We start from the raw sequence: 12362 nt of genomic DNA, 5'->3' as shown, positions 1-12362 counted from the left end.
GCCCCGGGTCACAGGCCGAGCAGCGTCCGTACCGGCAGATCGGTGCCGGTCAGCGGGCGGGTCGCCAGCCGGATCAGGGACAGCGGGTTGTCGTCCCCTGCGATCCGGTTGGCGCTCAACCCGTCGCAGGACAGACAGCGATGGATGATCAGCCATTCGCCGTCCGGACGGGCCGACAGCCCGAGCGGGGTCATCCGGCCCCGGCAGCCGGCGGCCCGGTCGCCGGGCACCCGCGCGTCGAGATGCAGGCTGGCCAGACAGTGCGGGCAGTGGTTGCGGTGCGCGGTCCCGGGCGCCGCGACCGGTATGTCGAGGCGGCAGCCCACACAGCGGAACGCGTCACCGCGCTCGCCGTCCCGCCCGTGCAGGACATCCTTGCGGCGCTGCGGACGGGTCCGCCCGCGCCGTCCTCCCCGGTGCGGTCCGAAGCCGCCTTCGCGGCGGGCCGGTTCCTCGATGCGTCTCACCCGGCGTGGCACGGGTCGTCTCCCTTCGGTGGTCGGTGTGCTGGGTGGGTGCCTCAGAAGCCGGCGAGGGCTTCCAGCGGGAACGGCGGCGCGGCCAGGGGTCGTACCGCCACCCGCATGACGACGAGATGGTTGTCGTCGGGGCGGACGGGCGCGGAGGTCAGCGCGGAGCAGTCGTCGCACCGGTGGATCACCGTCAGCTCCCCGGCGTGCGCGACGGCGATCGAGATGGGGCTCATCGGCGCGCCGCACGCGGTGGGGCCGCCGTTCGGCGGGGTGGTCAGATGCCGGGAGTGCAGACATCTCGGGCAGTGGTCGCGCGGGGCCCCGCCGGGTTCGGGGGCGGTGGTCGCTCCGCAGCGGACACAGTCGAAGGGGACCGGCGGCGGGGTCGGGCGGGAGGTGGCCGGGTCAGGGTGGTGCGGCATGGCGGACACTCTGGTCTCTCCTGGCTGAAGGCATGACGATGACAGCGTCAGGAGGCCGAGCGGCACTCGGGGAGGCGATGACCGGCGGGCACCCGGGCCATGGGTACGGCGGGGCAGGGGTGCGCGAGGGCACCCCGGCTGCCGCCGGGCACGGACGGGTACGGGTCGGACGAACCGGCGTACCGGAGCGTGCGGCGAGAGGACCCCCGGTAGAGCACCGCACGGCACCGCAAGGTACCGCACGGCACCGCGCGGCGGCCGGGACACCTGGGTCACGGCGGGCGCGCGGTGAGGCGCCGGGGGTTCAGCTGCCGGACGTGCTCACGGTGTGACGAGGCACGCTCGGCTCGGGCCGGGGCATACAACACTGCTTTCCAGGGCGCGGGGCCCAGCGGGGGTGCCGGGAGGGCACCGGTGGCGGACGGCACCCGATGAGGGCGCGCTACGACGCTAACAGGGCGGCCCGGACGGCTGCCACCGTATTAACGGGCGCCCGCCGTACGGCCCCCGGCGCCTTCGCCCGGCGGCGGGCCTTCCGCCCGGGACCACCGACCGTCGGACACCCTTGCCCCCGGCCGGCAGGGGCTTGCGGTGGTGGTGGTCATCGGCCCGGCAGGGGTCTGCCGCCGTGGCCGCCGGGTGGGCGCGGGGCCCGGCGGGGGGCGCGGTTGCGGGCGCTCCGGACGCGGCTGTCGCGGGTGCGGCGGTCCGGGTGGCCCCCGTCCGGGTCCACCGGGCCCGCGGAGTCGCCGAGGAGACCGGCGAGGCCCTGGCGGGTGGCGGCGACCACCACCCGCTCCCCGGCGCGCAGGACATGCCCGGGGCTCAGCTCCCAGACCAGCCCCGCTCCCGGGGAGCCGTCGGAGGCCGTCGCCGGGCCGGGGCGGCGGCCCCCGGGGCCGGCGGGCGCGGAGGTGTCGGCGGCGTCGAGGGCGATGACCCGCCAGGCGCCGGGCCGGAACGACTGCGCGACGGTACGCCCCTCCAGCCTCGGGTGTCCGGCCACCTCCACCAGCGCGAAGAGCAGCACCCGGCGCTCGACCGGTATCGCGCCCAGGATCCGCCGTCCCATCATGGCGCCCGCGAAGGCCGGCGCGGCCAGATGGGTCACACTGCGGCTGCGGGTGAGGGCGTCGGGGTGGGCGGCGCGCAGGGTGCGGTGGACCGCCGTGGCGAAGTCGTCGTCGTACAGGCGCAGCGCCACCCGTACCCCGGAATGCACCGACCGGGCGTAGAGGGTGGCCTCCAGATTGGTGGTGTCCGAGCTGGTGAGGGCGAGCAGGGCGCGGGCGCGGTGGATCCGGGCGGCTTCCAGGACACCCTCCTCGGTGACATCGCCGAGGGTGACGGGGATACGGAGCCTGCGCGCGAGCGGGATGCCGCGCGCCTCCGGGTCGCTCTCCACGCACACCACGGGGATGTCGAGTTCCCGCAGCTGGGCCAGGACCCTGGTGCCGATCTTGCCGAGGCCGAGCAGGACCACATGACCGGTCAGGCCCCGGGGCGGGCGGCGCAGCGCGCTCGCGGTCCGGAAGGCGCCGAACGCCTCCAGGAAGGCCGCGACCAGGACCGGCAGCAGCAGCAGTCCGACCAGCGCCGCCAGGAGTTGGAGCACCTGGCGTTCGGCGGGGCCCTCCAGCGCGGGTTCGTTGATGGCGAAGAGGTCCAGCAGGGTCGCGTACGCGGCGTGCAGCGGATGGCCGCCCGTGGTGAGCCAGGAGACGAGGGTGAGGCCGGCGAGGGCGGTGAGCAGCACGGCGAGGGTCCAGCGCAGCCGCTGGGAGAAGAGGGAGCCGACGGGGAGGGCGGCGGTCCGCAGCCAGGGGGCGGTGTGGCCCGGTCCGTCGTGGGTGACGGCTTCCAGCACCACGGTGGCCCGGCCGGTGGCGAGGGTCACCTCCCGGTCGTCGGGGAGGAGTTGCGGTCCGTTCGCCCCGCTGCTGTCCGATCCCTCGGTGCCCGCCGGGTCTCCGGCGGTGGCGGAGAGCAGGGCGAGGGTGCAGAGTCCGGGGTCGGGGCTCTCGCCGCGTGCCGGGGGTGGGCGTTCGGCGGCGCGCAGCAGCAGACCGTCGGCCTGGATCACCTTGCTGGTTCCGGCGATGGCGGTGGCGACGAGGGCGGGGGCGACGGTGTCCGCGTCGGAGAGGACGGTGGTGGAGGAGTCCAGTTCCGCGAGGTCGATCCCGGGGACGGCGACCGCCGCCGCCTGGTCGAGCAGTTCCTCCAGGTGCTGGCCGAGTTTGCGGTTGTAGAGGCGGATCACCAGCCGCAGGCGCGGGTTGAGCCGGCGGGCGGCGAGGGCGGCGCGGACATTGGTCTCGTCGTCCTCGTAGACCAGGGCGAGGGCGGTGGCCCCGGTGACGCCCGCGTGGGACAGGGTCTCCTCGGTGGGTTCGGCGGCCTCGACCAGCCGCAGCTCCCCGGTGCCGGTCCGGGCGGCGGGGCGCGGGGGTTCGGCGGTGGCGGGGCCGCGTCCGAGGAGGCGCTGTCCGACGCGGGCGTATCCCCGCCGGCGCCCCGCCCATCGTGCTGTCGCGTCGGGCGGGTCGTCGGCGGGGATCACCAGGGTCACCGGCCGCTGGTAGACCTCGCGCAGTTCGTCGGCGAGCCGGCGGGCGAGTCCGTCGTCGCCGCAGACGACCATCCTGGGGCCCAGGGACGGGTGGTGACGGGGTATCGGATGGGTGGCAGGCACGCGGACAGCATGTCATTGGTCCAGGCGGGGGGCGGTTGCCCCGGGCCGGGCCCGGCGGTCCGACCCGACCCGACCCGACCCGACCCGGCCCGACCCGGTCAGGTCAGGTCAGGTCAGGTCCGCTCGGTCCTTGCCGGGTTCCAGGGCCGAGGCCAGCTCGCGCCACTGCCGCCGGGGCAGTTCGCCCTGGGGGCCGCCGGTGATGACGTTGAGGGCGATGTGGTCGGCGCCCGCGTCCAGGTACTCGGTGACCCGGGCGCGGATCCGGTCCGGGTCGCCATGGGCGAAGAGGGCGTCGATGAGCCGGTCGCTTCCGCCGTCGGCGACATCGGTCTCACCGAATCCGAGCCGGGCGATGCTGCGGAGGTAGTTGGTGAGGCCGAGGTAGGGGGCGAGGGCCGTGCGGGCGGTGGCGCGGGCCCGCTCCGGGTCGGGGTCGAGGACCACCTTGAGGTCGGGGGCGAGCAGGGCGTCGGGGCCGAGCGTCGCACGGGCCTCGGCGGTGTGCTCCGGGGTGACCAGATAGGGGTGGGCTCCGGCGGCCCGCTCCGCCGACAGGGCCAGCATCCTCGGGCCGAGCGCGGCGAGGATCCGCCGGGCGGGCGGTACGGGGTCGGGGGCGGTGTCGAGGGCGTCCAGGTACTCCACCATCGCGGTGTACGGCTTGGCGTAGCGGGGGGCGAGGGCCGCGTGGCCGACCCCGAGGCCGAGGAGGAACCGTCCGGGCGCGGCCCGCTCCATCCGGGCCGTCGCGGCGGCGACCTCGTCGGCGGGGTGCTGCCAGATGCTGAGGATGCCGGTGGCGATCCGGATCCGCGGGGCGGCGGCGAGCAGGGGCTCGACCTCGGCCGGTCCGGGGCTGCCGCCGACCCAGAGGGTCCCGTACCCCAGTTCGTCGAGTTCGGCGAGGGCCTCGGCGGTCGATGCCGGGAGTTCCCCGCCGGGTATGGCCCGCAGCGGGGCGCTCCAGACGCCGATCCGGCCGAGCCGGGCACGATCATGGGTGAAGGTCATGCCGCAGCCTAATTCTGTGGCCGCTGTGACCGGTGGGTTTTTGGATATCCCCGGTCCGTACGGTGGTCGGCGCGCTCCCGCCCCGTCGGTGTTCTGGACGGCCGCGCGGGGCGGTGGCCGGTGAGGGCCGGCCGCCGCCCCGCGCGGGGCCCGGTCCGCCGGCTCAGACCGCCGGTGCGGGGTAGGTCGGGTACTCCACCCCGGAGACATGCTGGACCACGCGGATGACCTGGCAGGAGTAGCCGAACTCGTTGTCGTACCAGAGGTAGAGGATCGCGTCGTCGCCCTCGACCTTGGTGGCGCCCGCGTCGATGATCGAGGCGTGGCGCGAGCCGATGAAGTCGCTGGAGACCGCGTCGGGGGCGGTGACGAAGTCGATCTGGCGCTTGAGCGGCGAGGTCAGCGAGACCTCGCGGAGGTGGTCGAGGACCTCCTCGCGGGTGGTCTCCCGGCCGAGTCGCAGGCTGAGGATGGCGATGGAGACATCCGGCACGGGCACACGGATGGAGCTGCCGGTGATCCGCGCGTTGAGGTCGGGCAGCGCCTTGGCGACGGCGGAGGCGGCGCCGGTCTCGGTGATCACCATATTGAGCGGCGCGGAGCGGCCCCGGCGGTCGGACTTGTGGTAGTTGTCCAGGAGGTTCTGGTCATTGGTGAACGAGTGGACGGTCTCCACATGTCCGCGCAGCACCCCGAACTCGTCCGCCATCGCCTTCAGCGGCGGGACGATCGCGTTGGTGGTGCAGGAGGCGCAGGAGAGGATCTGCTCGTCCGGCTTGATCGTGTCGTGGTTGACGCCGTGCACGATGTTGGGGACGTCGCCCTTGCCGGGGGCGGTCAGGACGACCTTGTCGATGCCGGGGCGCAGATGGTTCGACAGACCCTCGCGGTCGCGCCACTTGCCGGTGTTGTCGATGAGGATGGCGTCCTTGATCCCGTACGCCGTGTAGTCGACCTCGGAGGGGTCGTTGGCGTGGATCACCTTGATCGTGTTGCCGTTGGCGACGATGGTGCCGGCCGCCTCGTCCACGGTGATGGTGCCCTGGAACTGGCCGTGGATGGAGTCGCGGCGCAGCAGCGAGGCGCGCTTGACGAGGTCGTCGGCGGCGGGGGCGCCACTGCCTCGGACGACGATGGCGCGCAGGCGCAGGCCGTTGCCGGAGCCGGCCTTCTCGATGAGGAGGCGGGCGACGAGGCGGCCGATGCGGCCGAAGCCGTAGAGGACGACATCGCGTCCCTCACCGCGCTCGATCTTGTTGGCGCCGGTGGCACCGGCGACCGCGTCGGCGGTGAAGTCGGCGACGGACAGGCCCCGGGTGTCGGCCCGGTAGGTGGCGGCGAGCATGCCGATGTCGATCTGCGAGGGGCCGAGGTCCAGCGCGGTGAGCGCCTGGAGGAACGGCATCGTCTCGGTGACCGACAGCTCCTCGCCGGCGATCTGCCGGGCGAACCGGTGGGTCTTGAGGATGCTGACCACCGACTTGTTCACCAGGGAGCGGCTGTGCAGCAGGATCGTGACATCCCGCTCCCGGTGCAGCTTCCCGATGACCGGGATCATCGACTCCGCGATCTCCTCACGGTTCTTCCAGTTGGTGAACGAGTCCTCGTTGACAGTCACAGGCTTCTCTTTCGAGCTAGGCGGCGCTCATATGCTAACCCCATGGTCATCCGGTCTCCAGAGGGGGGTCTCATGCGAGCGGGGGACCCCGAGGATGAGCGCCTCACGGTCCGGGGGCAGGGCGCTCCGCGGGCCCGCCCTCTGTCGCGGCGGCCCGGTGATCGATAGGTTCGGCGCGACCCTCGCGTACCACCGTGCCCGTGCGGCACGGCTGCTCACTCCCGTACCACCGTGATCATCGGACCGTTCCAGGAGAGCAGGAGAGACCGCGCCATGCGAAGATCCCCCACCCGGCGGCTGCGCACCGCCCTGGCCCCGGCACTCGCGACGGTGCTCGCCGCGCTCGGCCTCGCGGGTGTGCCCACGAGCGCCGGGGCGGCCGGCACCACCGCCACCACCGGTACGGTCGCCACCACTGCCACCGCCGGGGCCGCCGGCACCGCCGGGGCCGGGGCCGCCGCCCCGGCGCTCACCGTCGAGTACCGCACCGGCGCCCCGGGCGCCACCGCCACCCAGGCCACCCCCTGGCTCATCGTGCGCAACACCGGCGACGCCCCCGTACGACTGGCCGATGTACGGCTCCGCTACTACTTCACCGCCGACTCGGCCACCGCCTCCTACCGGTACGCCTGCGACTGGGCGGTACGGGGCTGCTCCGCCGTCACCGGTGCGATAGCCACCCACCCCGCCCCGGCCGGCACGGGCCGCCGGCTGGAGATCGGCTTCACCGCCGGGGCCGGCTCACTGGCCCCCGGCGCGACCACCGGGGAGATCCGGCTGCGCGTGCACCGCGCCGACTGGCAACCGCTCGACCAGAGCGACGACCACTCCTTCGGCCCCGGCACCACCGCCTACGCCCCCTGGCCCAAGGTCACCGCCGATCTCTCCGGTACCCCGGTATGGGGCACCGCGCCGGGCGGCGGGCCCGTCGACCCGCCGCCGGGACAGCTCCTCTTCGACGACTTCTCCTACCGCGCCCATGACGATCCCGCGCTCGCCGCCCGCGGCTGGGCGCTGCGGAGCTGGGGTGGCGGCCCGGGGGTGCCCGGAGCCACCTGGTCACCGCGGAACATCTCCTTCGGGACCGAGGCCGGCGCCTCGGTGATGACCCTCCGGGCGGAGACCTCGGGCAGCGCCGCCAGTACCCGGCAGGCCGAGATCGCCACCACCTCGATGAAGTTCCGCGACGGCACCTACGCGGCCCGGGTGCGGTTCGGCGACACCCCCGTCCACGGGCCCGACGGCGACCATGTGGTCCAGACGTTCTTCGCCCTCAACGACCTCCGGGCACCGATGGCCGACGACTACGCGGAGTACGACTTCGAGTATCTGCCCAACGGCGGCTGGGGCGAGACGGGGAACGCCTTCTTCGCCACCTCTTGGGAGACCTACGACCCCGCCTCCTGGCCGCCGCTCCGGGAGCACACCGTGGACCGGGCCGGGTACGGGGGCTGGCGCGATCTGGTGTTCACCATCGACTCCACCGGGATCCGCTACTACGTCGACGGACGGCTCTTCGCCACCCATGGCGCCGGCTATCTGCCCGAGCGCCCCATGCTGCTCAGCTTCAACCACTGGCTGACCGATCTCACCGGGCAGACCGGGACCGCGCCGCGCGCCTATGACCAGGGCGTGGACTATGTCCTCCATGTCAAGGACCAGGTGCTCACCCCGGCCCAGGTGGCCGAGCGGGTCGCGGGCCTGAGGGCGGCGGGGAAGAGCTTCGAGGACACCGTGCCGGGGGTCTGACAGCGGACCCGGCCGCGGCGGTCCGTGCGGGGGCCGCCGTGGCCGGGGCCACCGTCAGGGCACGATGCCAATGCCCGCTGTCGATGCCCGCTGTCAGTGCCTCCCCCTACTGTTCCCCTCAGTTGGGAACGCGCGGCCGAAGAACGCCCGTTCCGTCTCTGGGGAGGGGTGTGCCATGTCGGATTCGACCACGTATCTGGAGCTGTCGCAGGAGGGCGGCGGGGCCCACAAGTTCTATGAGGTGATCGTCTCCGGCACCGTGGTCTCCGTGCGCTACGGCCGCATCGGCACCCCGGGGCAGACCCAGGTGTCGTCCTTCGCCACCGAGGAGAAGGCACGGGCCGCCGCCGCCAAGAAGGCCGCCGAGAAGGTCCGCAAGGGATACGCCCCGGCCGTCCAGGGCGCCCGCGCGGCCCGCGCGGTGACCCGCCGCCAGGTGTCCTCCGCCCCCTCGACGGCCCGCTCGACGGCACCGGTCCTGTGGCGGTTCCGCACCGGCTCGGCGGCGTTCGGCATCCATGTCTCCGAGGACCGCTGCTGGGTCGGCAACCAGGCGGGCGATGTCCACACCCTCAGCCACAGCGGCGAGGTGCTGGCCCGCTACTCCCTCCCCGAAGGGGTGAAGTGCCTGGTCGCGGACGAATTCTGGATCTACGCCGGATGCGACGACGGCACCGTGTACGACCTGTCGTCCAAGCTGCCCTACGGCGCCTACACCATCGCCGCCGATGTGGACATCTTCTGGCTGGACATCCATGAGGGCGTGCTCCAGGTCTCCGACGCCCAGGGCGGGCTGACCGTCATCGACCACGAGGACGAGCACCAGTGGTCCCGCAAGTCGGCGGGCCCGCACGGCTGGATGGTCCGCGCCGACGGGCGCGCGGTCTACCACGGCCATCAGCGGGGTGTCACCGCCTACGCCCCGAACGGCACCGGCGAGCTGTGGCACACCCCCACCCGGGGCGGTGTCCTCTTCGGCTGGCAGGAGGCCGACGCGGTCTACGCGGCCACCACACGGAACGCGGTGCAGCGGCTGGCGAAGGGGAACGGCGCCGTGCTCGCCACCTACGACTGCGACACCACGGTGTACTCGTGCGCCACCGCCCCCGGCGGCGCCTATGTCTTCGCGGGGGACTCCTCGTCGTCCGTCTACTGCTTCGACGCGGCGGGCAACCGGCTGTGGAAGCTGGGTACGGGCAGCGGCTCCGCCCTCTCCATGCAGTATCTGGACGAGCGGCTGTACATGGTCACCACGGACGGCTCCCTGGTCTGTGTCGACGCCACCGACGCCGCCATCGCCGCCGCCCAGCAGGGCACGGTCCCCGTCGCCCGGGACATCAAGTCCGCCGAGGCGCTGCCCACCTATACGCCCGCCCGCTCGGCGTCCGCCCTGGCGACCGTGGCGGCGGCACCCGCCGCGCCCGCCGACGGGATCGTGGTGGAGTGCGTCCAGCAGGGCTCACGGGTCCGGGTCCATGTCGTCGCCGGGGGCGGCCATGGCTATGACACCGCATGGAACGTCCAGTTCCCCCGGGGCATCCGCGAGCCGGGCGCGCGCTATGTGGTCGACGCTCTCCACCCCTCGGCGGGCGGGTTCTACCGTGTCCGCGGGGAGATCCGCCGGCTGCTCTGAGCCGTCGCGCTCCTCCGGCCGGCGCCCCGGGCGGCGGGGCACCGGCCGGAGGCCCCCGCACCACGGATCGACCCAAGCCCCCACCCACCGCTCGGCCCCGCACCGCTCAGCCGGACTCCTTGGCGATCACCCGGCGGGCCGCCTCGCTCTCGGCGGCGGGCGGCGACAGTTCACTGAGCGTATCGAGATCGTGGTCCTCCACCAGCTCCTCCTCCCAGGCGTCGGCCAGCCTCTCCCGCTGGTCGCGGGGGAGCAGCCGTACCGCGTCCCGGTCCGTGGGGCTCAGGGACTTCAGAAATCGTGTGACGGTGTCGTCCACCATGGCGCCCTCCTCGGTGCCGGGCCCCGGGGTCCGCCCCGACGGCGCCGGAGACGGCCGTGCGACAGGGCGCACCGCGCCGCTCACCGCCGGCGCACCCGGCCGCCCCCGGGATCCCCCGCCCGGGGCGAGGGCCCGGTTCCATTCTGGTGCCGCACCGGTGTTCCGGCAGCCCGAGCGCCCCGGCACCGCGCCGGACGGTGCCCTACGGGAGAGTGCTGTACGGGAGAGGGGCGCGCGGGCCCGCCCCGCCCGGCCCCCCACCGGCCGCCCGCACCCCGTACCGCCGTGGACGGACGGACACCGCGCGATCACCGCGCCCATATCTGGCCGAGAAGGAGTGCGCCCGCTCCGTACCTCCCGTACGGCCCCGGCGCTCCCGCTACGCTCGGCACCATGAAGCCGCCGGACTGATCTCCCTGGCTCCGCCCCGTCGTACCCCCCTTCCGGAACCCCTCCCCCGGTCGCCGCGCACCCCCGGCGGACCGGCGGCGACGGCACCACGCGCCCGCACCCCGGGCCGGGCGGACGGGCCCGCCGCCCGGCCGGGGCGACCGGAAGCGGGGCGACGGGGCCGCGCACCCCCGTATCCGATCCGTGTACGCCCCGCACGGCGCGCGGGCCACGGAGCCCGCGGCGCCCCGGCGCCGTCCCCGGGCACGGCGACCCCCGCACGCCGCACGCCCCGGCGTGGTCGTCACCCGCCGGGCGCCCGGACCGCCCTCGGGGCCCCGGGCGCGCACCGGGGACGACCGGTCCACCGCCCACACCCCAGGAGGCCGACCTTGTCCCTCACCCTGCCCGCACCGCTGACCATCGGCGCCGGTCCCCCGCTCACCCCGGCGGACGTCGAACGGGCGGCGGCCGGACCGCTGGAGATCCGGCTGGGCCCCGGCGTCCGCGAACGGGTCGGCGACTGCCACACCTTCGCCCTGCGCCGGATGACGGACGGCCACCCCGTCTACGGCGCGACCACCGGATTCGGCCCGCTGGTCGGCTTCCCCGGCCGGGCGGACGCCGCCGACCAGTGCGACAACACCCTGTCCCATCTCACCGCGGGGCAGGGGCCGGACCTCGAACCCGCCCTGGCCCGCGCCACCATGCTGGTCCGGCTCGCCTCCCTCTGCCAGGGGCACTCGGGCGCCTCGCCCACCGTGGTGGACGCCCTGACGGCCGCGCTCGCCACCGACTTCGCCCCGGCCGTGCCCCGGCTGGGCTCCCTCGGCGCCAGCGGCGATCTGGTCCCGCTGGCCTATGTCGCCCAGGCGCTGCGCGGCGAGGGCGCCGCCCACACCGGCGGACGGCGCCTCCCCGCCCGGGAGGCCCTCGCGCTCACCGGGCTCACCCCCGTCGAACTGGGCGGCCGGGACGCGCTGGCCCTGGTGAACGGCACCTCCCTGACCACCGCCGTGGCCGCGCTCGCCGTCGCCTCGCTGCTGCGCTCGCGTACCGTCGCCACCCTGCTCTCCGGTGTCCTCACCGATGCCCTCGGGGCGGAACCCGCCTTCCTCGCCCCCGAGTTGCTGGCGGCCTTCGGGCACCGGGGGACCGTCCGGGCCGGTGCGGAGCTGCGTGCGCTGCTGGCGGGCCAGGTGCCCAGCGGCACCCGGCCGCTCCAGGAGCCCTACAGCGTACGGTGCGTGCCCCAGCTCCTCGGCGCGGCGGCGGCGGGCCTCGACTACGCCCGCGAGGTGGTGGCGACCGACCTCGGCGCGGTCAGCGACAACCCCCTGTTCTTCCCCGAGAGCGATCTGGTCACACACGGGGGCAACTTCTTCGGCCAGCCCGCCGCCTTCGCCTGCGATCAGCTGACGGTCATCGCCGTCCAGCTCGGCAATCTGGCCGAGCGCCAGCTCGATCTGCTCATCGATCCGCACCGCAACGGCGGACTGCCGCCGATGCTCTCCGTCGACCCCGGCCGCCAGCACGCCTTCCAGGGGGTCCAGCTCGTCGCCACCGCGATGGTCGCGGCGATGCGCCGGAGCGTCCACCCGGCGTCCGCGCAGAGCCTGCCGACCAATCTCCACAACCAGGATGTGATCCCGTTCGGCACCCAGGCCGCGCTCAACGCCTGGGAGACGGCCCGGCTGCTGCGGCTGCTGCACGGCTCTCTCGCCCTCGCCCTGCGGCAGGCCGCGCATCTGGGGAACCGCCGGCTCTCCCCCGGCTGCGCCGAGGTGATCGGCCGGATCGCCGAGGTGAGCGCGCCCGTCGAGCGGGACCGCCCGCTGGACGAGGAGGTACGGCGCGCCGCGGATCTCCTCGACTCCCTGGCCCGGCGCCCCGGGGCCGGGTCGCCGGGGCCCGCCGCGCGGGAGTGACCACCACCGGCACCGGGGGTGCGGGCGGCCCGCCGGACAGCCGCCGGAACACCGCCGCCGCGCCCTCCCCCGTACCCCCGTACCGGCCGACGACCCCTCTCCGAGCCGAGCAGCACAA

The 12362-nt window shown here is 74.6% G+C and carries 9 protein-coding genes; 3 read left to right on the top strand and 6 right to left on the bottom strand.

Features of this window, described 5'->3' with window-relative positions; translation table 11 throughout:
* Nucleotides 1-8 precede the first annotated feature (8 nt).
* The 5 genes from ABT354_RS02625 to ABT354_RS02605 all read right to left on the bottom strand — a co-directional run bounded on the left by ABT354_RS02625 (nt 9) and on the right by ABT354_RS02605 (nt 6222).
* On the bottom strand, nt 9-458 hold the full coding sequence (locus tag ABT354_RS02625; RefSeq protein ID WP_502983305.1) for an RNHCP domain-containing protein: 450 nt from the start codon (nt 456-458) through the stop codon (nt 9-11).
* Between the two features lie 62 nt (nt 459-520).
* The gene (locus tag ABT354_RS02620) at nt 521-895 is read right to left on the bottom strand and encodes an RNHCP domain-containing protein (RefSeq protein WP_351487953.1); all 375 of its coding nucleotides are present in this window, start codon (nt 893-895) and stop codon (nt 521-523) included.
* A gap of 601 nt (nt 896-1496) precedes the next feature.
* The gene (locus tag ABT354_RS02615; protein WP_351488049.1) at nt 1497-3539 is read right to left on the bottom strand and encodes an NAD-binding protein; all 2043 of its coding nucleotides are present in this window, start codon (nt 3537-3539) and stop codon (nt 1497-1499) included.
* Between the two features lie 159 nt (nt 3540-3698).
* Nucleotides 3699-4604 (bottom strand): LLM class F420-dependent oxidoreductase, encoded by a 906-nt coding sequence (locus tag ABT354_RS02610; RefSeq protein ID WP_351487950.1) that lies wholly within the window; start codon nt 4602-4604, stop codon nt 3699-3701.
* Nucleotides 4605-4767: 163 nt separating this feature from the next.
* Nucleotides 4768-6222: a glyceraldehyde-3-phosphate dehydrogenase gene (locus tag ABT354_RS02605; RefSeq protein ID WP_351487948.1), complete on the bottom strand. Its 1455-nt coding sequence runs from the start codon at nt 6220-6222 to the stop codon at nt 4768-4770.
* Nucleotides 6223-6495: 273 nt separating this feature from the next.
* Between ABT354_RS02605 and ABT354_RS02600 the strand changes: the two genes are divergently transcribed.
* Together ABT354_RS02600 and ABT354_RS02595 are read left to right on the top strand one after the other, a co-directional pair.
* A complete protein-coding gene (locus ABT354_RS02600; RefSeq protein WP_351487945.1) occupies nt 6496-7971 on the top strand; it encodes a cellulose binding domain-containing protein in 1476 nt (491 codons plus the stop codon).
* Nucleotides 7972-8146: 175 nt separating this feature from the next.
* On the top strand, nt 8147-9604 hold the full coding sequence (locus ABT354_RS02595) for a WGR domain-containing protein (RefSeq protein WP_351487943.1): 1458 nt from the start codon (nt 8147-8149) through the stop codon (nt 9602-9604).
* A 106-nt stretch (nt 9605-9710) separates the two neighbouring features.
* Here ABT354_RS02595 and ABT354_RS02590 read toward each other — a convergent pair whose 3' ends face one another.
* Nucleotides 9711-9926 carry a hypothetical protein gene (locus tag ABT354_RS02590; RefSeq protein ID WP_351487941.1) on the bottom strand — a complete coding sequence of 72 codons (216 nt, stop codon included), beginning with the start codon at nt 9924-9926 and terminating at the stop codon, nt 9711-9713.
* 782 nt (nt 9927-10708) lie between these two features.
* Between ABT354_RS02590 and ABT354_RS02585 the strand changes: the two genes are divergently transcribed.
* Nucleotides 10709-12244 carry an HAL/PAL/TAL family ammonia-lyase gene (locus ABT354_RS02585; RefSeq protein ID WP_351487938.1) on the top strand — a complete coding sequence of 512 codons (1536 nt, stop codon included), beginning with the start codon at nt 10709-10711 and terminating at the stop codon, nt 12242-12244.
* Nucleotides 12245-12362: the final 118 nt, after the last annotated feature.

Source organism: Streptomyces sp. NPDC000594, from assembly GCF_040299965.1.
GTDB lineage: Bacteria > Actinomycetota > Actinomycetes > Streptomycetales > Streptomycetaceae > Streptomyces.
Note: the sequence above shows the minus strand (reverse complement) of the source record. Positions and strands in the feature narration are given on the sequence as shown.